Annotated in this window: 13 protein-coding genes; 9 read left to right on the forward strand and 4 right to left on the reverse strand. The window is 45.4% G+C overall.

Going from position 1 to position 25,132, the window contains the following annotated elements; all coding sequences use genetic code 11:
* The first annotated feature begins 224 nt into the window (after nucleotides 1–224).
* On the forward strand, nucleotides 225–395 hold the full coding sequence (locus tag MARGE09_RS21805) for a phage integrase N-terminal SAM-like domain-containing protein (protein WP_476703466.1): 171 nt from the start codon (nucleotides 225–227) through the stop codon (nucleotides 393–395).
* Nucleotides 396–404: 9 nt separating this feature from the next.
* On the opposite strand, the gene MARGE09_RS10675 is transcribed toward MARGE09_RS21805, so the two are convergent.
* Nucleotides 405–4,544: a Calx-beta domain-containing protein gene (locus tag MARGE09_RS10675; protein WP_236987318.1), complete on the reverse strand. Its 4,140-nt coding sequence runs from the start codon at nucleotides 4,542–4,544 to the stop codon at nucleotides 405–407.
* Nucleotides 4,545–4,707: 163 nt separating this feature from the next.
* Between MARGE09_RS10675 and MARGE09_RS10680 the strand changes: the two genes are divergently transcribed.
* From MARGE09_RS10680 to yfbR, 5 genes are all read left to right on the forward strand, one after another.
* Nucleotides 4,708–4,959: a hypothetical protein gene (locus MARGE09_RS10680; protein ID WP_236987319.1), complete on the forward strand. Its 252-nt coding sequence runs from the start codon at nucleotides 4,708–4,710 to the stop codon at nucleotides 4,957–4,959.
* 129 nt (nucleotides 4,960–5,088) lie between these two features.
* Entirely contained in the window at nucleotides 5,089–7,422 is a 2,334-nt protein-coding gene (locus MARGE09_RS10685) for a glycoside hydrolase family 3 N-terminal domain-containing protein (RefSeq protein WP_236987320.1), read from the forward strand.
* A 59-nt stretch (nucleotides 7,423–7,481) separates the two neighbouring features.
* The gene (locus MARGE09_RS10690) at nucleotides 7,482–8,792 is read left to right on the forward strand and encodes a helix-turn-helix domain-containing protein (protein ID WP_236987321.1); all 1,311 of its coding nucleotides are present in this window, start codon (nucleotides 7,482–7,484) and stop codon (nucleotides 8,790–8,792) included.
* Between the two features lie 259 nt (nucleotides 8,793–9,051).
* Nucleotides 9,052–10,320 (forward strand): sugar MFS transporter, encoded by a 1,269-nt coding sequence (locus MARGE09_RS10695; RefSeq protein WP_236987322.1) that lies wholly within the window; start codon nucleotides 9,052–9,054, stop codon nucleotides 10,318–10,320.
* Nucleotides 10,321–10,464: 144 nt separating this feature from the next.
* The gene (yfbR, locus tag MARGE09_RS10700; RefSeq protein WP_236987323.1) at nucleotides 10,465–11,121 is read left to right on the forward strand and encodes a 5'-deoxynucleotidase; all 657 of its coding nucleotides are present in this window, start codon (nucleotides 10,465–10,467) and stop codon (nucleotides 11,119–11,121) included.
* A 34-nt stretch (nucleotides 11,122–11,155) separates the two neighbouring features.
* Here yfbR and MARGE09_RS10705 read toward each other — a convergent pair whose 3' ends face one another.
* Nucleotides 11,156–11,608, reverse strand: coding sequence for a hypothetical protein (locus MARGE09_RS10705; protein ID WP_236987324.1), 453 nt, complete (start codon nucleotides 11,606–11,608; stop codon nucleotides 11,156–11,158).
* Between the two features lie 445 nt (nucleotides 11,609–12,053).
* On the opposite strand from MARGE09_RS10705, the gene MARGE09_RS10710 reads away from it, so the two are divergent.
* Together MARGE09_RS10710 and MARGE09_RS10715 are read left to right on the forward strand one after the other, a co-directional pair.
* Nucleotides 12,054–15,551: a ligand-binding sensor domain-containing diguanylate cyclase gene (locus tag MARGE09_RS10710; RefSeq protein WP_236981791.1), complete on the forward strand. Its 3,498-nt coding sequence runs from the start codon at nucleotides 12,054–12,056 to the stop codon at nucleotides 15,549–15,551.
* Nucleotides 15,552–15,713: 162 nt separating this feature from the next.
* Complete coding sequence (locus MARGE09_RS10715) at nucleotides 15,714–16,349, forward strand: hypothetical protein (protein ID WP_236981793.1); 636 nt, start codon at nucleotides 15,714–15,716, stop codon at nucleotides 16,347–16,349.
* Nucleotides 16,350–16,865: 516 nt separating this feature from the next.
* Here MARGE09_RS10715 and MARGE09_RS10720 read toward each other — a convergent pair.
* Nucleotides 16,866–18,632 (reverse strand): cadherin repeat domain-containing protein, encoded by a 1,767-nt coding sequence (locus MARGE09_RS10720; protein ID WP_236981795.1) that lies wholly within the window; start codon nucleotides 18,630–18,632, stop codon nucleotides 16,866–16,868.
* 1,032 nt (nucleotides 18,633–19,664) lie between these two features.
* On the reverse strand, nucleotides 19,665–20,852 hold the full coding sequence (locus tag MARGE09_RS10725; RefSeq protein WP_236981797.1) for a hypothetical protein: 1,188 nt from the start codon (nucleotides 20,850–20,852) through the stop codon (nucleotides 19,665–19,667).
* Nucleotides 20,853–22,016: 1,164 nt separating this feature from the next.
* On the opposite strand from MARGE09_RS10725, the gene MARGE09_RS10730 reads away from it, so the two are divergent.
* Nucleotides 22,017–25,088 carry a DUF748 domain-containing protein gene (locus MARGE09_RS10730; protein ID WP_236981799.1) on the forward strand — a complete coding sequence of 1,024 codons (3,072 nt, stop codon included), beginning with the start codon at nucleotides 22,017–22,019 and terminating at the stop codon, nucleotides 25,086–25,088.
* Nucleotides 25,089–25,132 lie beyond the last annotated feature (44 nt).

Raw genomic sequence — 25,132 nt, forward strand, 5'->3', positions numbered from 1 at the left:
GTCAAAACCCAGCCCTCCGTAGCTTACAGCGATATTACCCCATCAAACCCCAGAAATATACCGTCACACCAAAACCGAATATTATAATATCCGTGCAATAATAAAGCGCCACAACCATCTGATTTTTATGTTTTTTTGAAATTGCTCAACCAAAATATCCCAATATTCGATCAGACGGGATATTAAGATATTTTGTTGTTTGTTGGCTAAATATTGATCAGGCAATAGCTTTTATCCGCAGCAAGCAGGTGGCTTACACTACAGAAAAAAGCTATTGCCGCTGGATGGCGGGTTACACCCGTTTTCACAAAATGCAGCACGCCGAGGATCTTGGTAACTATTCAGGTGGGTGCGAAATGCTCAGTTTGCCGACCTATTTGAGCATGGTTGAATAGTTACGGATCTTAATAATCAAGCTCTACCACGGTAGGTGTTTTTTCCGGTGTAAAAGGTGCGCTGTATTTACTTTGCCCTTGGGTAATTAATAGCTCATCTAAATACCAAGCGGCTGTTTCGGCATTGCTGATATCAAAAAAACCTAGGCTTAAAGGGGCAATGGTTTCGGTGGTCAGTAAAGTGGCTAAAGTGTTGTTCGAAGGTTGCCCATTTACAAATAGCTGTAACTGCTGGTCTTCTAGTGTAATTGCGATATGTACGGGGGTATCAAGAGTGCCGGCACCGTAAACGCTCACGCTATTTTCGCTGCCTATTTGCAGCCGCCATTCGTGGCCTTCGCCGTTATTGTGGAGCGCCAAGCCAAAGCCGTCAGTGCCTTCCGGCATTTCGCCCCATTGTAGTATTGGTGTGGTGGCCGGCGCTGATGGTGGCGGCAATAGCCAAAATTCCAGAGTCCAGTTACTGGCTGTGAATGAGTGGTCTTTTTTCACAAGGTAGTTTTCGTTGTCGATTAATACACTCTGCTCGCTGACGACCACTTGGTCTGCTGGCATGGGCGTACCTTCGGCGCTTAAACCTGTGCTTCTGTCTGCATCGAAGTTCCTGTGGTAAAACTGGTTAAAATAGTCGTTAATGGTTTGGGTATTTAACACGGCATTGTCTTGGAATCGGAAATCTTTAAATTTTTCGCCGTTAGCTTGCCCGGTTTGCCAATTAAACCAATTGTTAAACGTTAGCATTTCAGCTGCGCCGTTTTCGGGATTGCGGTAATGCATAACCAGTAATGAATACTCGCTTTGCGTCAGTGTGATTGTGTCGACGGTGATATCGCCACCCAAGTAAAAATGACTATTATCAAAACGTTCGCTGGCACGTTCGTAAGCGACGCCCTCGCTGGTTTCGTCGGGTAGCATATTGTCTAATTGATAGGTGTCGTTACCATCGCCGGGTGCCCAGTAATAGTGTAAAAACGCAGTATCTCCCGCTAGAGTAGGGTGCGGGATTGCGCTGCTTTGGCGAATATTAAACTCGTCGTCGCCAGTACCGCCGGTAACCGATAGCTGAAAAAAAGCGCTGAAGTATAGGGTGTCATTACCGCTGCCGCCGTTCACTGTAAATTGTTGGCAATCGGCATAAAAAAGGTCGTTACCGTCACCACCATCGGCATAACAGCTTAAACCGTCGGATAAACGCAGTTCGTCGTCGCCGTCTTCCAGTAAAATATTTTTATTACCGACATGAGTGTCTTCTGCAGACATGGCGCTTGAGGAAGACCCGCTAGCGTATATTTGGTCATTGCCGGCACCAGCTATTACATCATCATTGCCTTGGGCAAGGTGTATTGTGTCGTCACCGCTGCCGCACACGATGGTGTCGTTGCCGGCACCGTTCCCGAATATGTTGTGGATGCCTTCGCCGCAGTCAATGCTGTTATTACCGTTACCGGCAAAAAAGGTTTCGTCGCCAGGGCCGCCATCGAAGGTATTGTTACCGTCGTAACCCCACATCATATCGTTGCCATTGCCACCAATTAAAATATCGTCAAAATCCCCTTGGGCAGCAAACAGTTCGTCGTCGCCGTCACCGCCATCCATGGTGCTGTTGCCTTCGCCGGAAAATAAACCATCGTCGCCAGCATAGCCATATAAAACGTCGTTGCCTAAATCGCCAAAAAGGCTGTTATCTAGGTCGTTGCCATAAATAATATCGTCACCGTCGCCACCAAAAGCGTTGGTGCCCGAGGTGTACAAAATATCGTTGCCAGCGTTACCAAAAGGGGAGTTAGCGTGAACTTCATCGTCACCATCGCCACCTTCACCTGTGCTAGCTTGTGTAATGAGGTCGTTGCCCGCACCGCCATTGGCGTAACCGGTAGTGCTTAAGGTATCGTCGCCGTCACCACCTTCTGCGGTGTTTGCTTGAATGGTGTCGTTGCCTTCGCCACCGTCTGCGTAATCGCTGGCAATAATGGTATCGTTGCCATTACCACCGTAGGCAGTACCTGCATTGATAATGTCGTCACCGTCACCGCCTTCGGCACGGCCATTTACCGTAAGGGTATCGTTGCCGCCACCGCCAAAGGCGTTATCTTTGCCTTCGGTGTCTGTAATGATGTCGTCGCTGTTAAAACCCCAGTAGTTGTCATCTTCAATACTGGGCGCGTGGACTCTTTGCCGGATGTCCGTCGCGTTTAATTCGCCGTCGGCAAAAATAAAACGTTGGATCGATGATTGAATATCTCCCTCGGCGGTGAAAAAGTGAGGTAGCGATACACCTTGCTCTTCAGTGGTTAAATAAAAGCTGTTTTCGTCGAATTGCCGAATGCGTAAAGCGTCTATGGAAATATCTGGCATAACAATGCTATCGGTGAAGTTGCCTTGTGCTTCGAGTGTTCCTACTGCTGCACCATTTTGAAGAATAAAAATATTTTGCCCTGCGCCGTTTATCAGTGTTGTGGCATTGCTGCCGGCTATATAAATGTTGGTGCCTTCACCTCCGGTAAAAGTATCTACGCCTTCGCGACCAATAAAAATATTGCTATCGCCATCGCCAATAAAAGTATTGCTTTCGCCATCGGCAAAATAGATATGGAAGGCGCGGCTTAGGCTATTGCCTTGTGCATCGCTGGCGTGAACCTGCAGTTGGTTAAGGCCGCTTACAAGCTGTGCAAAAGGAATATCCAATAGTGCGTTAGCGGTAAGGCGGCTACCGTTTAAATCGGCCGTTAGGGTATTGATGGCGATTGTATTGTCAAAGCTAAAAGCTAGGGCGAGTGATGTAGCGGCTATGCCATTGGTTTGTACTTGGGCTTCTAGCTGTGTTGGGATTATTGCCGCGCTGGATGAGCTGCTATTACTTCTTGTGCTACTCGAGCTATTGCTAGCGTCGCTGCCGGCGGTATAAACATTTATGCGTTGATTTGCCGGCGCCGTGCCCGTAATTAGCAACGTTTGTTCACCATCAAAAATAGTAACGGCATAATTGATAGGAGCGCTGGTGATATTGGTAACGCTGTAGCTTTGTACTGCGGCCGGTGTATTGGGCCAAGCAATATTTGCCCAACCTTCGCCGTTTTCTTCTAGTGGCATTTGGCTACAGTTAGCGCTTTGCCCAAGGCTACAACTATTGGTTACAGACAATATAAGGCCTGTACTTGCGTATTCTAAATAAGCGCGTTGCAGGCCTGCGCTTCCCATTAGGCTGTTTTGCGTGACGGTGCTGCCGGCGATTGTGGGGGCGTTGGCATCTTGTACGCTGCTGTTATAAATAACGCCGTAGCCGTGCACTGTGCCGGTAAAGTTGTGGGCACTGCCACTGAGTAACACCTTAAAATATTCGTCGCCTTCGTTGTTGGCATTAGTATTGAACGGGTCGCTTAATAGGGGAACTGTAATCAGTTTGCTGCGTTGCCCCGCCTCAAACACTACGCTACCGCTTGTGGCGAGGTAGTCCTCATTAGCCAGAGCCGTCCCGTTTTGTGTTTGATAGTGCAGCTGGGTGATTTGGCTGGCCGGTGCGTCTAAAGCTATTTCTAAAGTCAGTTGCGAATAGCGTTCACTTTGCGCGCGGGTGGTTACCGAAAACGGAGCCTTATTAGCCAATAGCTCCACAGACGTTAATTGTTCATCTACATAAAACTCAGAATCAACGGCGAGCCAGCCAAAGCTTAGGGTAGTGGTCGTTTTTACTTGAGGTAAAAGCGCGGTAGCTTGGGCGGTATTGGCATTTAAAATAAAAGCGGCGGGGCCTTGGCGTTGTAACCACATTTGCTGGGTAATGGTGTTGTCACCATGCAGGGTAATATTGCCTGTTAACGCGGCGACAAGCCGGCTATCAGTAATATCGGCGCCGGCAATAGCGAGGGTAAAGCCTTCGCCGGTTGGTGCGGCGCTAACGTGTTTGGCATTATTGGCGGTTAACGCCTGGTTGCCTGCATCAATCAGTGTTTGTACCGTTGTTGCAATAGATGCGGCGGCTGCTGAGCTTGTTTGGCTATTATTCGCAGCCGGTTCAAACTCATTACAGCCGCCTAGCAGCAGGCTACTAAACAGAGCTACCATCAAGCTTGCCCGGCGATAGCGTCGTGTTTTTGTTGTGGTGTTGGGTAAAGCTAAAAAGGTGCTGGAGCCAGTAAAACGCTTATCCATTTATACAAAATCCTGATTAAAGTATTCTTTATGTGACGCGATGTGGAAAGTCGCGACATTCTCGCATATTTTCTCTTTTCTGTATAAAAAATAATCAGTTTTGTGGTTGGGTACAAACATACTAGGCGTACTGATTCGCGTTTAGCCGCGATAAGGACACAGCGTGTCTCGCCACTGTTGCTATAAAAAAGCAGTACCTAAACCCGTAAGGTACTTACGGCACTCGCTGATTTTACTGGCTTTGCGCGTAGCCGCCGGCGCATTTAACGTTAAGTGGCACGTGCTACTAGGGCTGGTACTAAGGCTTAGTTTTGAGTATGCACAAGTTGAGTCGACGGCGGTTGGGTGTGGTGTCACCCTTCGCGGCGATACAGTGGGGCCAGTTTGGTTGCAGTGCTTAGACATCCAAGTCTAAGCACTGCACTAAAAGTGGCACTGGCTGAGCTTGACCGCCAGAAACCCTCTATTCTTAATACAACACCCTGTATATTCGAATGCATCTGATGTGCACTTTGCAGTACCACCAAGTTAAAGGTTTGCGCTTATGAGGTTTAGTTTAAAGGCCATGGTGACGTTGCGTCTTTTAAGGTGCTGCATAACCTGCGCATTAGCGGCTTTTACGCTAGCGGCGTGTGTTGGCGCAGACTATAAGAATCAGCCTCCAGCACCCCAAATTCCGAGTGAGCAAGCGCAAATAGAGCGAATATTACAAGGCTTGTCGCTAGAGCAAAAAGTTGGACAAATGACAATGTTGGCGGCTTATATCTTTTTTGATACCGACGCTAACGGCCAGCCAGTGCTTAATGCCGCCAAGTTAGATAAAGCGCTAAATCAATATCATGTCGGCACGTTCATTAATTCACCGGCAAATTTATACAGTACAAGCCAGTGGCAGAGGTGGATTGACACGCTTAATCAGGCTAATAGTAGTCACCAGATTCCGGTGCTTATAGGTACCGATTCCATGCACGGTGCCTCTTTTGTAAAAGACGCCGTTTTACTGCCCCAGAACATTAGCCTAGCTGCAATACGCGATACACAGGCGGCGCAAATAGCCGCCAGCATTACAGCAAAGGAAACCGCCGCAGCCGGTATTTTATGGAATTTTGGCCCTGTACTCGATGTGGGACGCCACCCACTATGGCCAAGGCTAGAAGAAACCTTCGGTGAAGACCCATACCTTGTGAGCCAATACGGCGCCACTATGATTCAGGTGTTTGAAGCGATGGGAATGGCCTCAACGATGAAGCATTTTATTGGTTATTCCGTTCCGCTCGATGGCAAGGATCGCGCGCCGGCATACTTGCCTGATGTGCAGCTTTGGCAAGATCACATACCGCCATTCAAGGCCGCTATTGCTGCTGGCGCCTCGACAGCGATGGTTAATTCGGCCTCCATTAACGGTATGCCAACGCACGCCAATGCGGCGTTACTGCAAGGCGTACTTCGCGAGCAATTAGGGTATCGCGGGTTAATCGTATCTGACTGGGCCGATATTAATTATTTACATACCCGCCACAAGGTGGCGCCATCCAAAAAGCACGCAGTAGAAATGGCGGTTAATGCCGGTATAGATATGAGCATGGTTGCTACTGAGTTTAGCTTTCCTGAGTTGCTTGTAGCTTTAGTCAAAGAAGGTCGTATTAGTGAGCGACGTATAGATGATTCGGTAAGGCGCATATTGGCCTTAAAAATAAAGCTGGGCTTATTTAATCAATTAATGCCTGCTCACTGGGTGCAGCAGCAATCGTCAGCGGCCACTTTACGGGCTGAAAAAGCAGCACATAAGCAGCATGCATTAGCTTTAGCCAATAAAAGTATGACATTGCTTAAAAACGATAAGCGCACCTTGCCGTTACCCGCCGGTGCCAAAGTGTTATTGGCCGGCCCCGCGGCTAAAAGTTTACATGCGCTAAATGGTAGTTGGTCTTTTAGTTGGCAGGGCGATGATGACAGTTTATACCCCAGTGAAACGCAAACACTGCATCAAGCTTTACAGCAGCACCTTGGTGCAGGCAATGTCATTCATCAAGGTGAAGCAGACTTTTACGCGCCGGCAAATGTAGATGTTGCCAGTGTGAAGCGTTTTGCCCCCAAGGTGGATTACATTGTATTAGCGCTAGGCGAGGGCGCTTACGCCGAGCAAATGGGGTCGATTGATGATCTAACACTCGCCAAAGATCAGCTGCAGTTGGCACAAGCAGCCATTGCTACCGGCAAGCCAGTAATAGCATTATTTACAATGGGGCGCCCGCGTATTATTGCACCTATAGTCGATGGTTTAGCCGCTATTCTTTATGCCTACAGGCCGGGTAGCCAAGGTGCACAAGCTATCGCCCAAACGTTGCTCGGCTTGAACAACCCAGCAGGCGTTTTACCGTTTAGCTACCCCCAATATACCGGTAACCTGCTGACTTATGATCACCCCATAAGTGCAGCGATTCGCCAGCGGCCCAAAAGTAGCGCTGGCATGGATGGCTATGCCCCGCAGTGGCCGTTTGGTTTTGGCTTGAGTTATACCGACTTTGCTATTTCGAACTTATCGGTAAGTGGTGAGGATGGGCTTGCGCAGTCAGAATTTAAAGCGGGCGATACCTTAACTGTGAGCGTGCAGGTGAAAAATACTGGCCAGCACGCCGGTGAAAAAGTAATCGAGCTTTATATTAAAGATCACTTTGCTTCCTTAACCCCCGCCAATAAACGCTTAAAGCGTTTTACTCGCATTGCTTTGGCTGCAGGCGAGCAGCGCACGGTTGCTTTTACGTTAACGGTCGATGATTTTGCATTCGTCAACGGTGCCCTAGCGCTAACAGCAGAGCCTGGCGTGTTCACGGTAGAGGCCGGTGGATTAACAACTGATGTAGTTTTGCTCGAGTAATATGTTTTCGCTAGCGAATATCCTGCGCACCTTAATGATAATAATATAAAAGACGGCTTATGTTTTTTTCTGACTCAATTTTCAATATTAATGACATCACCTTAATTTTGGTGATTTTTGAAAGTATCTCTTTTTCGGTATTGCTTTTAGCTGTGCGAGAAGGGCGGGTGTTAAGTTGCCGGCTATTGTCTCTGTTTTTATTGGCCACAGGCTGTGAAGCCTTGGATACCTTAATGTATTGGTGCGCGCCTTTAAAAAATGGCTACTTAGCCGATTACGTGTATTTGTTTTTTGTTTTTAAAATTGCTGCTTTTTTACAGGGGCCACTGCTGCTTTTTTATACGCGCTCTGTACTTTACGGTACTGTTGGGCCTGTTAAATCCGTTGCTCTGCATGCAATTCCTGCGCTTTTATTTCCTGTGTACTTTGCGGTAATGATGGCAGAGCTCGGCCACGATAAGGTCGTTGAGGGGGTTTTTCATTATGGCTTGCTCTTGGATAGCTGGGCTTTTAACTGGATTGTTTACGGCCCTAGCGCACTGACTTTGGTGTATGCGTTGGCAAGTGTAAAAAGTATTCGTGTTTATGTAGAGGGCTTAAAAGACACTTATTCCAATGTCGATAAAATTGATCGCAATTGGTTGAAGCTGCTTATTTATGGCTTTTTATTCACCTGGTGTTGGAATTTTGCCAATATCATTTTTGCGACTGTTGGCCTAACGTCTTTATCGGCTTTGTTTGGCTTAACGGGTAACTACTACGATTTAATTTTTGTAAAAGCACTCGCGTTCTACAATTTATTGTATTCGCGTATGGCTTTAGGGCGTACGCCCCCCAATAGTGTAGGCCGCGAGGAACTACAGCCTACCGAGCAGCCAATACAAGAAAGCCAGGCTTCTACTCCTGTAGAAAACAGTGCGCCCGTTATCGCATCGCAGCTGCCGTTGGTACAGCCGGCTGCTTCGCTCGCACCTCGCCGCGTAGTTGAATTGCCTAGCGAGCCGACCGAAGTACATGGCGACGAAACGCAAGAGGTGCCGTTAGTATTGGTCAACCGTTTAGTGGCACTGATGGAGCAAGAGCGTTTGTACTTAGAGCCAGAGCTTACGGTGGATCAACTCGCGCGTGCGGCGCGCATACCAGCCAGGCAAACATCTAATATTATTAACCGGCACTTTGGCGTTAACTTTTTTGAGTACGTCAATAACTACCGTATCGAGCATGCTAAAACACTGCTGGCCGACGGGCATGGCCACTCGATTATCGACATATCAGAGATGTCTGGTTTTAATAGTAAATCGGCATTCAATCGCTTTTTCAAAAAAATCACCGGCAGTACGCCGTCAGAGTATCGAAAGTCGCTTCTATAGCGGGTAAAACCATGCGGCGGTACCCGTTGAAAGAGTAACAGGTATTGTTTTTTTGCTGTCAAATGGCGTTTAGTTGTTACCTAAGCCCATAACTTAGGGCAAAATGCGCCTCCATTTTTCGCCTATTTATTTGCACTGATTAATCGTCAATGCGGTAGTATGCGCATGATTTTAGAAATCGGCGGGTATCGCGATTTCCCGAGTAGGGTATTCCTGTTTTTAATTCACCTCGCACCGCGAGAACTATGTAGGAGGTCGTATGGCTGTAACGCCTAGTGTCAATGAAAGCCCCGTCAACAGTGAGGGCTACGTGCCCGGTAAGAGTTATCTACTGCCACTGGTTTGGTTAACATCGCTATTCTTTATGTGGGGTTTTCTAACCTGCTTAAATGATATCTTGATTCCGCATTTAAAGGGTGTCTTTGATCTGAATTACACTCAGGCGATGCTGGTGCAATTTTGCTTCTTTGGGGCTTATTTTATTGTCTCTATTCCTGCTGGCTCTTTGGTTAAACGCATTGGTTTTCAGCGTGGTATTGTGTTGGGTTTGGTCATTGCTGGTGTAGGGTGCTTAATGTTTTACCCCGCTGCCGGCATGCGTGTATACGGTTTATTTTTAGCGGCGCTGTTTGTATTGGCATCGGGCATTACTATTTTACAGGTGGCTGCTAACCCGTTTGTGACTGTTTTAGGATCGCCAGAAACAGCCTCTAGCCGCTTAACGTTAACGCAGGCTTTTAACTCGCTGGGTACCACTATTGCGCCGGTATTTGGTGCTTTCCTTATTTTATCGTCAGCACCTGAAGGCGCGACTATTGCCGAAACCCAAGCCCATGAAGCGGCGTCGGTACAGGGGCCTTACATTATGCTGTTTGGCGCATTGATATTACTGGCGGTGATTTTTGCTTTTATCAAGCTGCCTAAAATTGTCTCTAGCCCTGATGTTAAAGGGCAAACTAGCGGCTCTTCTGCTTGGGCATATCGGCACTTGGTATTAGGGGCTGTAGGTATTTTTGTATATGTGGGCGCAGAAGTATCGATTGGTAGCTTTATTGTTAACTTCTTGGGCGACCCAAACATTGTGGGTATGACCGAGCTCGCTGCAGGTGCAATGCTCACTTACTATTGGATGGGCGCTATGGTAGGCCGCTTTATTGGTGCTGCGGTAATGCGTTATTTACCGGCTGGCCGTGTATTGGCCTTTAACGCTGTTATGGCGTGTATTTTGGTGGCCATTGCAATGGTAACGTCAGGTAAGCTAGCGATGGTGGCTATTTTGGCGGTAGGTTTGTGTAACTCGATTATGTTCCCAACGATTTTTAGTTTGGCGCTTCGTGGTTTAGGTGAGCACACCAGCCAAGGTTCTGGCATTTTGTGTATGGCCATTGTTGGTGGCGCTATTGTGCCATTGGCGCAAGGCGCATTAGCCGATAGCCTTGGCCTGCAAATCGCCTTCTTCTTGCCCATTTTGTGCTACGGCTTTATTGCCTATTACGGTTTGCTTGGTTCTAAGCCTAAAACCGCTTAAGTGTTGTTATGGCGGCGCCTATTCTGGCGCCGCTGTTTGCGCGTTATGCGCGCCCTCAGTATTCACTTTATCCCCCCCTTTATTTTACCGCCTTATTAGGCGCAAAATGGCTGTGTTTATTGTGTAACGCCAAAGGGGATTCTCATGTCGAAAGCACCAATAAGTACTACCAAAATGCAAAGCCACTTTTTTGCTTACATCAGCAAGATTCGGTGGGTTATTCGCTGGGGCTTAAAGCGCAATGCCATTCCTGAAAATGTGATGGAGCATAGCTGGGAGGTAGCAACAATAGCGCATGCCTTGGCGGTATTAAGCAACAGCCGCTTTGGCGGCCAATATGACGCTAATTTGGTGGCGACAACGGCGCTATATCACGATGTGTCTGAAGTGATTACCGGCGATATGCCCACGCCCATTAAATATCATTCAAAGGGTATGCAAAAGGCGTTTAAAGAGGTCGAAATACAAGCTGAGCGTGAGTTAATTGCGCTATTGCCTGAAGACATGAAAGCCGCATTTACCCCGTTGGTTGTTTCGTCTGAAGTGCCTGCTGAGGTTAAGCGGCTAATTAAAGGCGCCGATACATTAGCGGCGTTTTTGAAATGCCAAGAAGAACTTAAAGCAGGTAACAGTGAATTTTCCAAAGCTGCACAAGATATCGCCGCACGCTTAGCGGCTTTCAATATGCCAGAAGTTGATACGTTTCTGGGCCTTTTTGCGCCAAGCTATAAACTGACGCTTGATGAGTTACTAAATGGCAGGGAAACAGTGCGCGCATTAAATCAGGCGAATGAAGGCTGATTTAATGCGTTAAATTACCCGCCCGATGCGGTAATTATTTTAAACGGACTGTCACTAAATGGCCCTTTGTTAAGGCCGCGACAGTATTTACTTCGCCTAATACATTAACCGATGAATCTAAAGAGACGGTCACCACCTTACGTGTTTTTTTGTCTTTAATTTTGGCGGTGGAATCATCGTGGTTTATCGCGATAATTTCTCCGCTGATGGTGGGTTCTTGAGGTGGCTTAACGGTGGATATTTTTACTGTGTGGCCGGTGCGCAAGTCACTAATTCCTGCCGCTGCTCCCTCAATAATTACGCGGCTTTGTGGGTTTAGCGCAAAGCTTTTTTGCTGCCCGCCTCTCGCTTCAACATTAATAATGTTATTAAGTGTATCTACGCTGGTAATAACGCCTTTTGTTGATGGCGCAGCCAAAGTTGATGCGCTAAAAAGTAAAGCTGCAGAAAAAGTCGCGGCGACATAAAAAGTTTTTTGTAAAAGCATGGTTAAATCTCAGTAGTTTATGATGTGTTCGTTTTGTGTGATTATTGTGCACGCCTGGCGTTACCTTTGGTGACACTTAAATAGACTTAATAATGCTGTGTTTCGGAGCGGTGCTTTTTTTTGGTTATTAAAACTATTAACAGCGACAAGATATTGTCATTGTAAAAAAGCACTGCGTTTGTGAGCTTTTACCGTCAATAATTTATTGCAGTTTGTACTCCGGTGATGAAAGTTCAACAGTGGAATACCAGAGTGAAATTAAGGAAAGTTGGCTTTGGGGGCTAAATTTGGAGGCTTAAAGAGTAAGTCGCTAGCGTTGCAAAAAAGGGTGCGTTTTGCAGCGCCCGGTAATTTGTACCTTTGACGGGATATTGGTTGCATTAAAGGCGTGCTTATAGGCAGGCTTTTCCTATACTTAGCTAAATAACTAACATTAGGTTTGCGTGTGCTTTCTTCGTTGACATGGTTGGTTACGGGGATCGTCATTTTATGGCCGGCCCGTGCCATTGCTTTTAGGCTAATAACTGTTACCTGCCTAGCTTTAATAGGTGCGCCGGCAATTGCTGAAAGTGCGCCTGTTGATTCTGCTGTTGCTGAGCAAAGCCGCAAAACGCAGCGCAAACCGCTAAATATGGACCTGCATTTTTACGAAGACCCAGCACTGGGTACCCTAGGGCAAGTGCTTGCTATGGCGCAAGATAGGCAGGGGTTTATGTGGTTTGGTGGTAAAAATGGTTTAGCTCGATTAGATGGCTACAGCATTCAGTTGTTTCAACACAGCAATCTTGATCAAACAAGCATTTCTACCAATACCGTGAATGACTTGGCGGTTGATAACAATGGTGACCTTTGGGTGGCAACCTACTGGGGGTTAAATCGTTTTGATCCCGCCCTTGAACGCTTTGAGCGCTTTATGTTTGATCCCGAAGACCCTCGCGGCCTGAGCCACAATAGCGTATTGAATTTAAAATATACCGAAGCAGGGGAGCTTTGGGTTGGTACTGAAGGTGGTGGTCTTTTACGGTTTAACCCTGCCGGCAATGACTTTGATCGCTTTGTTTATGATATCAACGATGAGTTTAGCCTGAGCGGTAATATTATATCTTCGATTGAAGAGGGGCCTGATGGGCTTTTATGGGTGGGTATAAAGGACGGGGGTATTGATATTCTTAACCCTAAAACTCGACAAGTAGTGAGGCGCTTACGGCATGCGGATAACGACCCACAAAGTTTAAGCCAGAATCATGCAACGTCGATTGCAAGAGCGCCGAGCGGAGATATGTGGGTTGGAACCTATTATGGTTTGAACCGCTATTTAGGTGACGGTAAGTTCGATAGTTTTTTTGCCGATTACAATAACCCTAATGCTTTAGGCTCCTCCAATGTTAACCGGATCTTGGCGTCTGCTGAGAACATATGGATTGGTACTGGCGATAAAGGCTTGATGTTATATCAGCCCGACACTAATGACTTTGATCAATACTTTTCTGGGAGTGATGCCAAAAGCACAAGTTTGTCAGCTTTGTTTTACGATGCCAGCGGTGGCTTATGGATTGCGTTTAGCCCCGCAGGGGTGGCGCGTGCCGATCGCTACTCGGCAGCTTTTCAAATTTACCAGCACGAGCCGGCCAACCCAAATAGCTTAAGCTATACCGATGTATTGTCATTGGCTGAAGATGAAGAGCGCAATCTTTGGGTGGGCACACGTAAATGCCTTAATTATTTGGATTTTAGTCTCGATAAGATTACCCGCTATATGCATGATGATGAAGACCCGTCATCTTTGCCCTCATCGATGGTAAGTGCGGTGGCTTTAGATAAAGATAAGTCAGTTTGGGTAGGTACCGCGTGGGGGGGAGTTGGGCGTTTAGATCCGGTTACGCAAAAGTTTCGACGCTATATGCCTGAAAATGACAACCCGAATAGTCTTGTTAATCGCGAGGCTTGGTCGCTTTCAATTGATAGTTTAGATCGCTTATGGGTAGGCTCCAACATGGGGGGGCTGCATCGCTACCGCCCTCAGAGTGATGATTTTGTGCGGTATCATTTTCGAGAACCTGGCAAGTCAACATCCGGTCGGGCTTTGGATATAGAAGAGGATGACAGAGGTGCATTTTGGCTGTCGACTGATGATGGCCTTTTTCGTTTGGCCAGAGAGCATCAAAACCTCGGTAGCGATTCTGCCAATAATCAAGCGCCAACAGAGTCTTACTTCGAGTACTTTGCACAGCTTGGTGATCATGTTATCAAGCCGAGTATTCCGGTTATTCGCGATACATTCCAAGATTCACACGGGAATATCTGGCTTGGAACAGAAGGTGGGGGAGTGAACGTTTGGTATCGTGCAGAAAATACTTTCCATGTGTATGGGATGCAAGAGGGGTTGGCGCACGATTCGGTATCGTCCATTGTTGAAGATGATGATGGCTTTATTTGGATGAGTACAGGTGGCGGTATTTCTCGTTTCGACCCTATAACCAAAAACTTTAAAACCTTTACTAAAGAAAATGGTTTAAAAAGTAATATTTTCAACCATCCCGCCGGATTAAAAACAGCAGCTGGACAGATCGCCTTTGGTGGTGTTGGTGGGCTGACTATCGTCGATCCAACATTGATATTTACCAATCATTATCAAGCACCGTTGAGGATGACGGCATTTTATCTATTTAATTTACCTGTGAAGGTGGATAATCCGTTTTACTCTAACACCAATGCCGGCGAAGCTAAATTTTTAGAAAAATCGTTGGCTTATAGTGAAAGCCCCACTTCCGATTTCACCTTAGCGCAATCCATTAGTTATACCGAAGAGATTACTTTACGCCATGATCAATCGGTATTTACGTTTGAATTTTCGCTCCTAAATTTCGATATAACAGAGAAAAATCATTACGCTTATAAATTGGAAGGCTTTGACGAACACTGGACTTATGCAAAGACTAACCGTGCTGCAACCTACACCAACCTTGATTCGGGGGAGTATACCTTTCGTGTCCGTGCGAGTAACAATGAAGGTATTTGGATGGATCAAGAGCTCAGTGTGGCTTTATTCATATTGCCTCCTTGGTGGCAAACTTGGTGGGCCTACCTTATCTACTGTATGGCATTTATGTCGTTTTTTTTGGGGATTATCTATTCTCAGTATGCTAGGCGGCAGTTTGTTGAAGCCCAGAATAAATTGTTAGAAGATAAAATTATAGAGCGCACTAAAGAGCTTAAGGCGAAAAACCAAGAGTTAGAGGTTGCCTATAAGAATATGGAGGATGCCAGTTATTCCGATCAGCTAACAGGGTTGCGTAATCGACGTTATTTTTACGACGCTATAGCGATCGATGTAGCAAAAGTGGCGCGTAACTATTATGGTTTTGATGACTCGCAAGAAGCGGCTTTGGCTGCGGATAGTTTAATTTTTTATCTTGTTGATATTGATCATTTTAAAAGCGTGAATGATCGCTATGGTCACGCACATGGCGATAGCGTTCTAAAGAAAATAGCTGAAGTTTTAAGTGATACTTGCCGTGATTCCGATATGGTGATTCGTTGGGGTGGTGAAGAGTTTTTAATTGTGTGCCGCTATGTTTCGCGAAAATCTGCCGATGTCATGGCAGAACGGCTGCGTAAAGCTATCGATAATATCTCCTTCGAGTTAGATGATGAATTGGTCATTCAGCGCAGCTGCTCCATTGGTTATGCCTGCTACCCCTTTGATGCTTATGACGTTAAGGCTGTTACGATGGAACAAACAATTGATATTGCCGACTGGTGTTTGTACAAAGTGAAAAATAGCGGCCGTAATGGCTGGGCAGGGTTAATGCTCAATCAACCATTGCATGCTGATGCCACCGATTTTATGCAGCGCCTTGATGAGTTTATCGATAATAATAAAGTCACCTTAATCAGTAACCGTATAGCCAGTAGCGACTCGCCGCTACACTTACGCCATTAGCCCAGTATTTTCGGTGATTAGTGATCCTTGATATTGGTCTTTTCTCTGATTACATCGATTAACTTAAGTTTAACCTAGAAACCGCAGTTGAGAGTCAAAAAGATGCGTAGACTTTGATGGTTCAACTGCGGTTTTTAGGTTTAAATTACGGGGAAATTATGTATGTTTACCCTGTTTATTTTAAATATCGTACGCATGAATAGCATCTATAGGAATAGCAGTATGTGGGAAGAAATAACTTCAAGGGTTCAGAGGGAGAAGCAGTTTTGGCACGAAATTACAGAAAGCGGTAAACGATATGAGGGCGCTGAATCTCGATTTAAGGACCTACGAGCAGAAAATACTGTGTATTTATATCAATGCGTAGAGGCCACTGGGTGGCCTTGTATTTCTAAATTCGGTACTGAAATCAATGAGGCTGCCTATCTTGTCGCACGTGCGTCCATTCAGCACCCCCAAAAAATGAAGTATTTCTTAGCTAAATTATCTGCATCAGTGGATAAACAAGAATCAAACCCAGCTAACCTTGCAGCGTTTGCGGATTGTGTTAAATACTATGAAGGAAAGCCACAAATATGCGGCCTGTTTCTCGAGTGGGCGCTCAGTGGTGAATTGTATGCGAATGTTGTCTGTGTTGATCAAGCAAATATTAAAAGAAAGGAACTTGGGTTTCCTTCTATTCAAGAAGCCGTGCAAGCGCACCTAAAAGAGCTACAGTCAAACCCCGGTGGGAAACCCAAAGATATCGCAGCGCATAATAAAATGCATCGCGAGTGGGCAAAAGCTGCTGGGTGGTAATGTGGTTTAAGTTTGGGGTAGGGGGGGGCTTCTCAATGCCATTAACTTAAGGCAAGTGAAGCGTAGGCGGTGATTTTTCAGGACCCTCACGCGCCGGGAGCGCTGCGGAGCGCCCATGGATTGGCTTGAGCGAGTCCTGAAAAATTGTCGGCTGCCGCTAAGTTAATGACATTGGGTAGCTTCTAGGTTATGCGGCGATTGGTCAAAAAACGAAATAGGAATCTTTAAAATTAGGTCTTGTAAGAAGGGTTAAAACTGCCAATATCGCCGTGAAGGATTTCCTAAATTTTTATTTAATAGAAAAAGGCGAGTTCTCCAATCGTGCAGGGAGCTTGCCTTCTTTTATTTGGGTATATTGGCTTTACCTAACCCTGCCGGCAATACAAAAGTACCGGCAGGGTTTTAGCTGTTAATTGCTGGTATCAACACCTTGCATTTCAACCACGACATCGGCCCCAAATACACTGATGTCTGGCGTTTCTTTGTCTCAATAAAAATGGTGCGCCCTTCTTTTTGTTAATGGGTGCTGATTAAGGGTATATAGCTCGCAGCACCACTGTAAAAATGGTGTGCAGCCATCGCAGGGGTTTGGGTATCCCCCCATAAGCCGATGCTGTAAATGAGATTGGCAGAGGCATCTACTGCATAGGTTTGTACCTGATAATTCTCGCTGGAAATGCGCGTCGCATCGCCGTTTATATGACCGTTCACCACATACAAACCACCGCCTTTAACATAAAACGATTTTCTCTGTTCAAAGTGTTTCGAAAAGTGCTGAAACTCACTGACACTGTCCGCTGACTCATCAAACCAATATTCGGTGCCTATCGTAATCGATGATGAGGCTCCAGTGAATGCGAGGCCGTTTATATCGTCTTCGGAATAACTTCGCCCCCAGTAGTAAACCGTGTTTTCTTTGTAGTTATAGCTTAGTTTTGGCGAGGAATATTCTAGGTCAACCGATAAATTTTGATCGACAATATATCCATTTTGGCAATTAAATAAGGCCTCGCTTGAATTGGTTAGTAGCGACTTATCCAAAGTGAAACCCGTTGTATCAAAGCGATATAAGGCAGGCTCAATTGCTCCCTCACTATTTGTTGCACATAAATCCTTGGGTAGAAAAATAACGACATACCCAGAGTTTTCATACAGGATTTCAATATCGAAATCAGCGCCAATCATTAGCGCGTTAAACCCCACTAATTCATATACATCGATGATTTCGCCATTGCCCAGTAATTCCTTGAGGTACCAACGCTGCGATAATTGTTCATGCACTACCATAAACACTCGCTCGCTGAGTACTGAGAGTTTCACTATCGCGGAATTTTGCTCGTTATATACTGGGGCTAGCTGCTTACCCTCGCGAGTCATCTGCCACAGTACATTGTCACTCGCGAGGTATACCATACTTTCACTGAGTGCAATTTGTTGAGGGCGATCATTAAAGCTGGTCACTTGGTCGTTTAACTGATCTTTCAGCTGCCACTCCATCTCAAGCGGTGAAACCTGTTCCGATGCATTATTAGAGTAGGTCGCTGTTATGTTATTGCTAGGGTTGACCGTATAACCGTATTGCAACAAAGAGGTTTGATGAAAATTATTGCTAAAGCTTCGCTCAAAGTAGGCTTGAACCGACTCATAATAGGCTGGGACCCACTGATAATCTATATGATCGTACTGGTTAGCATCTAAATAAACTGATAGTGCATCCTCATTATAGCTAGGGTTAATACCAAAAAAATTGTATTCGAATAAATGCGTGATATCTGGATCAAAAATCTGCCAATAGTCTGGGTTTAAAGTCAGTGCATCGTTGCCGTCAAATACTACTGTCAGCGGTACTACACCTTGACTATTGGATTCAACATAACTGTTCGGTAGCGGGAATAACTGCGCTGCTTTTATTTGCTCGGCATCAATGATGGTAATGCTCACATTCAAGGCGGATAACCTCTCGCCACTATTTGCATCTTCACCAATAACGGTGATTCGGTAGCGATTATCCCGCATAAAATCTTTGGGAGCTTCATAATTAGGGGACTGTTTAAATTGTATTTCCCCTGTCTGTGTATTAGTGGTAAACAACTCAGCATCTTCGCCTTCAACTCGAAAAGATACCTCTGCCCCAATGGTGCCTGCTAGCTCGGCTCGATAAGCAGCGCCGCGATGATTTTCATAAAGCTCAATATCGGGGTCTGACAGCCAAACATAGTCATTGCCTACACACCCGACCAGGCCGATTAAACTAAGCCCTAGGGCAAAAGGTATTTTATACATAGCAGTCATCATTTATTATCATTATTGAGTCTTCGGCGTAAGCGCTACAGGAGGCGACGTCATTTTTATTATCGAGTGATTGAGACTTAAGCTAATAGCTACTCTAACTGTTTTGAGAAATTATTGTGAGACGTACCGCACCTTATTTGTATCACTATTTAAGCGCATGGAGTGCTATCGGTATCTTTGTGCGCTGCAGCGCTAGTTCCGTCAAAAAATAATACAAGACAAAATAAAAACCGCGAAAGATGCATGATCAAAACTAATAAGCTGCTCACAAAATTTACCGGCACGAGACACCAAGGTCTCATATTAGGTAATAAAATTGCGGGTTACTGAAAGAATGGCTTCAAAAATCGAACAAACAGCAAGTTTAATGAAATAATTAAACACAAGTAGCGGGGGCCTGTAGTGCGCCAAGTAAAGCTAGCGAATAGATCAAGAGGCGTATCTTCTCTGCTCGGTAAGATTTAGAGCATTGCCGAGCCATGGGCGGTAATAGGTAACCATTATGGCTAAGCGTTGACAGGGGAGTGCGTGGGCACGGTATCAATATTATTGGGGCTAGCACGAGCATAGGAAGCCGCAAGGTGGCGCCGATATTGTCAGTTTATTACTTGCTGCGCTACATCACGTTAAGGCGGTTCCTTCATGCGTGCCAACAATTGAAATAACAATCGGCTGAATGTGTGATGGTATAAACACGAAAAGCTACGGCATTAATTTTTTCTGAGTATTTCCCTGCGTTATACCATCGTATTCCTTCCCTAAAATACCAGCCGCAGCTTGTAAGACGCATCGATATTCCAAAACCCAATGGAGGTTGGCGTCCCATTGGTATTTTGGTTCGCAGCGTTAGAATTCTTTGCGTGGGGCAATGTAATTACTGAAAAATAGAACGTAAAAAAGGCGCTCTCCATATTAGCGGAGAGCGCCCTTGGGCTATTTACTCTATTTAACGGAGACCTTCGCAAGGCCTCTCCGGCTCACTGGCATTACATCATGGTGACTGCCGATAAGCGTGTTACGATTTTAGTTTGAGGTGTCAACACCTTGCATTTCAACAGTAACATCAGGTTGTATTACATCAATAGTTGCTGTGTCGGCAGCCATATCAATTTGAACATCCAATGCGATAGGGGTATCACTAGTGCCAATAGTACCGATAGCAGCACCATCTACGCCGATAATGCCGTTAACAACGGAGCCTTCTAAGTGAACGGCTACAGGTTGGCTCGCAAATTCTATCGATGTAATGCCGCCATCAGAATCTGTAACTGCTTTTAAGTTAATGCCTCCCTTAAAGGCCAGTATTGGGTTAGTCGTATCGAGTGCAATTGTTACATCGGTTGTGGTTAATTTAAGCTCGTTAACCACCACCTCTAACATGGTTAGACCTGTTAAGCTGTAGGTTGTGATGCCTGTCGCATTATCTAGCACTATGTTGGCCCCAGCCTCCGAAATAGGGAACTGTAATTCTATATCGAGAGCAACAACAACATCATCAATTTCTTGATTAACTGAATATCTCAAAGTTTGTCCGGAAAAGTTCAAACGTTCTTTGGTTTTAATAACATTAATGTCTTCGGACTTCGGTATTACGTATTGAGCGGCTATATCATAAATAAGCTCAGCACCAATCGCTGTACCTACAGGCGTTAACGCAGCCACTGCTTTAGCAATTGCCGCTTCGTCTAGGCCTTGTGCGACAAGGTCTAAGTAAAATGCGTCGAAGGCGTCTTTATCAACAAGGTTAATGAATGCCTCGCCTAAGTTTGCAACAGCGTCTACCTCAATGCTTTGGTCTTCGCTCAATGCTTCAGTAAAGCTTAAATCTTCGATATTTACGGTGGGAGCAGAAGAGCTGCTAGCGACAGGAGCCGAGCTTGAAGAGGCTTCAGGTGCCGAACTTGATGATATAACAACTATAGGTGCAGAGCTTGAAGAAACAACTACAGGCGCAGAGCTTGAAGACACAATTACAGGCGCAGAACTAGAAGAAACAACTACAGGCACAGAGCTTGAAGACACAATTACAGATGTATCGCTTGAAGATACAATGTCAGGAGCAGAGCTATCAGAGCTATCGGCGGCAGGGCAGCCGTATTCGCCAGGGTGGTGGTCGCAGATTGCGGGATCAAGTTCATAATTATTCTTGCCGATACAGCCGGCTAGGGTAAGCGATAATATACCGAGGGTTGGTATTGATAAAATTTTCATAGTTTTTCTCACTGAGGGGTGGTCTAAGACAATCAGGTAAGCGCGATAATATATAAGTAATCGCGGTAAGCCATGGCCGATACCTCTAATTCGTGATGTCGTGCGTATTTTTTTTCAACATTTGGGATGAAAAAGAAAAATGAGTGCTGGTGATTATTAATTTGAAGCTACAGATGCTAATGAAATTTTTGATCTCTACCTGAGTTGATTTAGGCTGATTTTTTTAAAAGTAAACCGTGATGCGTTAAACACTCTGGATATTTTTGGGGTGCGTTAAATATTTTTAGTAAATTTCAACGTGTTGGTTTTGTGTTTTATTGGCCATTTTTGGTTTTTAATACCCCAGTAATATTGATTTTTATGGGTTTGAATTATTTTTATAGGGGCTCTGCTTTTCTTTTGGATCTTATTACCGAAGGGCTTCTGTCTTACAAAAAGCGTTTTTTAGCGCTAGGTTCGGCTGTAAGTTTTTTAATTGCGTATATAGCAAAATGAAATAAATAGATTTCTTCTTGTATTCTCTGGGTGTTAGCTATGGATTCATTAAGTAATTTTGATACTTTGTGGCATAACTTGTATACCCGTGTTCGTTGCAATTCGTATTTTTTATGATTCAGCCGGAATGAATTGGCAGCTAGTCTTAATGCTAAAACGTAATTTCTTTAAAAATAGAAGTCAGTTCTCAAAGGTGTAATATATTCCTTGTGTTTTGGTTGTTATTAAAAACCTCGCTGTTGGGTGTTAGGAGTAGTTGGTTTGGCGCTGGAGTTGAGCCTTGATGCCCAGCTAAAAGTCACGGTTATAAATATTTGATTTCCCATTTTGTAAGTTTTCTGGTGATTAATTATCTATTTTGTATGCAGTTATTGCTGCAAGCTTTGCGAAAGGCTAGAAATTTTCTTACCGGCTTAAGGCTGCAGTTTGTCATAACATTTTACTTTGACTCCGGTGTCCTTTGCGTTTCTCAATTTGGATCCTAGTGTTGTGTACAGGCTGCATCTGTCGTAGTTGTTATGTGTATTCATTAATGAGGTTGTAACCTTAAGCGGGTATAGCGAGAGCATGCCCATTGCCTGTTAGTCTTGTTAAACTGCATTTTGGGTATGTGTTGACGCCGGTGTCTTTATGGTGGCGCCGTTTTAAGTTTTTGGGAGGTGTAATGCTATGAGTATCTCTAAAGGGGCAGTTATGTTGGTTTTACTCAAAACCCACAAAAAGCGCATTGCGTGGTGTTTGGGTACCGTGCTGGTGTATGGAGTTCTTTTGGGTGTTGTCGTGCCTAAGGTGGCTCTTATTCAGGCTAAAAAACTTGCCGAGCAGAGGTTGGGGTTAACTTTAGAGGTTGAGCGCTTACGGCTAAACCCTTTTATTTTTACCGTAGATATCCGGCAATTGGCGTTGCATCAGCCGCAAGGTGAGAAGGTTTTTGGTTTTGATCGTTTTTTGATCGATTTTGAGGCGTCAAGTTTGTTCCGTTGGGCGTGGACATTAAAACACCTAGAGCTAACCGGTTTAACTACGCACCTTGAGCGATATAGTAAAGCTGAAAATACGCTATCGCGCTTACAGGACAAATGGTTGTCTTCTGTGTCACCCGGCGAGCCGGTTCTATCCAATACTGAAGAGCGCAATAGTGATGCTGGTTCCCCCGAGCTTCCTCGCTTTTTGGTGCGCAATATCCGCTTAGAGGTCGAATCGGCCACGCTAGTCGATAACGTGCCCCTAACACCATTTAGCAACATTATTGGGCCGATTAATATTGGCATCGACGAACTAACATCTCTGCCGGATCGCGTCGGCGTCCATCGCATATTGATCAAAGGCGATCGTGGTATAGCTGTCAGTTGGCAGGGTGATATTGATCTTACGCCGATGAGTAGTCGAGGTGAGATTACTGTAAAGGGGCCATACCCTGTGATTGCGTCTGATTATCTACAGGACTCGTTGCCTATAGTTATTGATAGTGGCGATTTTTCAATGTCTTTGAGCTATCAGCTGCAGGCGTTCACAGAGCCTTCAAAGCCGCTGTCTGTTTCTATGGATAATATCGATGTTTCTCTAGATAACCTTAGCGTCAAAAACAAGGCAAGCTTGGAACCGCTATATTATTTAGAGCGGTTCGCATTGGCTAATGCTAGCGTGCAGTGGCCAGAGCAAACCGTATTGTTGCCTCATATTGCAATGCGCGGCGGGGAGATTTGGTTGCAGCGCGATGCCGAGGGCATTACTAACGTTGAGCATCTGTTAGCGTCGTTTAATGCCGGCCCTAAAAGCTCTAGTCCAAATAGTGCAATAACATCATCTGGCTCAGTAGCGCCGACGCAGAATGCTCCTGCACTTGGCTCTGCTAAAGTGGCAGAGTCTATGCCGTGGTCTGTGCAAAATACTTTGTTTGAATTGGATGGTTGGGCTTTGCACTGGTTAGATAAAACGATTGCAACTTCCCCAGAATACGAAATTTCGAATATTTCTCTAGCATTGCGCGATTACGTATTTAAAGATCACGCCCCGCTTTCGTTTGATTATGGCCTGTCTTTGCTGGGTGGGCATATATCGGGGCAGGGGAGTGTGGTGCCCATGCCATTCGGAAGCTTAAAGTCCAGCGTTAATATCGAACAGCTCTTGTTAACTCACTTGCAACCTTATATTGCGAGCGTGGCAAAAGTCTCGATGAGTGACGGTGCTTTTAATGGTAATGCATTAATCGAGTCGCAATCGGAGGGTTTCTCTATAGAAAGCACTTTTGCGATTACCGATCTTAAAATACTGAATGACTTTGACGGTGCAGCAGGCCCCTCTCAAGATATTTTGAGCTGGAAAAAACTCACCTTTGATAATGTGCAGGCAGCAACACAAGATAAGGCTGTGAGTATTCATCGTATAGTATTGGATAAACCATTTGCTGATTTTGCTATTGAGCAAGATGGTACAACAACGATTGATAAAATTTTAATTGCTCAGGCGCCTCCGCCAGAAGAACCGCAAGCGGTAAAAAAACCTAAAGATGAGGCGCTAAATACTGCAGATCCAGAAACCAATTTTCATTTTAGTATTGGCAGTGTTCAAATTGTGGATGGCGGGGGTTATTTTGCCGATGCCTCTTTACCCTTGCCTTTTGCCACCAAAATACATCACCTAAATGGCGGTATTGAATCATTGGATAGTCAAAGCCAAGCGGCCTCTGACTTAACAATGGAGGGGCAGTTAGATGAATACGGCTTGTTGAGTGTGAAGGGGCGCTTAAGTCCGTTTGCTTTTGATCAGGCCTCTGATATTGCCTTGAGCTTTAAAAATGTCAATGTGCCTAATTTTACGCCTTACTCTGTCAAGTTTGCAGGGCGGAAAATTACCGATGGGCGTTTAGATCTCAATTTAAAGTACACGCTTGATAAGGGGCAAATGATCGGCGATAACAATGTGGTGTTGAGGTCGTTTGATTTAGGTGAGTCTATTGAGCAGCCTGGTGCTATGGACTTACCTTTGGATTTAGCCATTGCCTTGTTAAAAGATGGTGACGGCAAAATTACCATGAACATTCCCGTTAAGGGTGATGTGAATAGCCCCGAGTTCTCAGTGGGTGATGTGGTTGGGCAGGCGTTGGTGAAAATTTTAAAAAGTGCCATCACGTCTCCTTTTCGATTGTTGGCTGGTATTGTTGGGGGCGATGCGGATAATTTTGGCCAGGTGGTATTCTCCCCTGGGCGCGCAGACATTACACCGCCAGAAAGAGAAAAGCTTGATGGCTTGGCAAAAGCGATGAAGGCAAGGCCGGAATTGGCGCTCAATATTGCGGGTGTTTTTGATGAACAGTGGGATCTTGCTACATTGCAGCAACAGCAATTTAACGGCCAAGTAAAGGCGTACTTTGGTGAGCAGTTTGATAGTTTGTCGCTTAGCTCTAAAGATTACCTTAAATACTTAGAGTCTCGTTACGAGACGCTATTGTTAACCCCAGCGCTATCGCAGCTGGAACAGCAATTTATATCGCCAGAGGATAAAAAAACACTCGATAAGCTAGCGTATGCCAAAGCCGTCAAACAGCGCTTGGTCGAGAAGGAAGTGATTCCAAATGAAGCATTGAGGGCGCTAGCTAATCAGCGCGCGGATAATGTGAAAACATTGCTGTCGGCATCCGCAATCGACGTTAAACGGTTAATAGTGGTTGAGCCTTTAGCGCTTGATGTGAATTCTAGCAATGACTTAAAAATGCAGTTAGCCGTGACCGTGGCAGATTGATAATGGTTGCGAGTTAAACGCCGGCTTGATGCGCGGCGTTAAGC

This window comes from Marinagarivorans cellulosilyticus (assembly GCF_021655555.1).
Taxonomy (GTDB): Bacteria; Pseudomonadota; Gammaproteobacteria; order Pseudomonadales; family Cellvibrionaceae; genus Marinagarivorans; species Marinagarivorans cellulosilyticus.

Bases quoted from the DNA above. Each gene is read 5' to 3' on its own strand.
- MARGE09_RS10695 (WP_236987322.1), top strand. From the start codon at position 9,052: ATGGCTGTAACGCCTAGTGTCAATGAAAGCCCCGTCAACAGTGAGGGC.
- MARGE09_RS10730 (WP_236981799.1), top strand. From the start codon at position 22,017: ATGAGTATCTCTAAAGGGGCAGTTATGTTGGTTTTACTCAAAACCCAC.
- MARGE09_RS10705 (WP_236987324.1), bottom strand. From the start codon at position 11,608: ATGCTTTTACAAAAAACTTTTTATGTCGCCGCGACTTTTTCTGCAGCT.
- MARGE09_RS10715 (WP_236981793.1), top strand. From the start codon at position 15,714: ATGTTTACCCTGTTTATTTTAAATATCGTACGCATGAATAGCATCTAT.
- MARGE09_RS10725 (WP_236981797.1), bottom strand. From the start codon at position 20,852: ATGAAAATTTTATCAATACCAACCCTCGGTATATTATCGCTTACCCTA.
- MARGE09_RS10720 (WP_236981795.1), bottom strand. From the start codon at position 18,632: ATGTATAAAATACCTTTTGCCCTAGGGCTTAGTTTAATCGGCCTGGTC.
- yfbR (WP_236987323.1), top strand. From the start codon at position 10,465: ATGTCGAAAGCACCAATAAGTACTACCAAAATGCAAAGCCACTTTTTT.
- MARGE09_RS10685 (WP_236987320.1), top strand. From the start codon at position 5,089: ATGAGGTTTAGTTTAAAGGCCATGGTGACGTTGCGTCTTTTAAGGTGC.
- MARGE09_RS10675 (WP_236987318.1), bottom strand. From the start codon at position 4,544: ATGGATAAGCGTTTTACTGGCTCCAGCACCTTTTTAGCTTTACCCAAC.
- MARGE09_RS10690 (WP_236987321.1), top strand. From the start codon at position 7,482: ATGTTTTTTTCTGACTCAATTTTCAATATTAATGACATCACCTTAATT.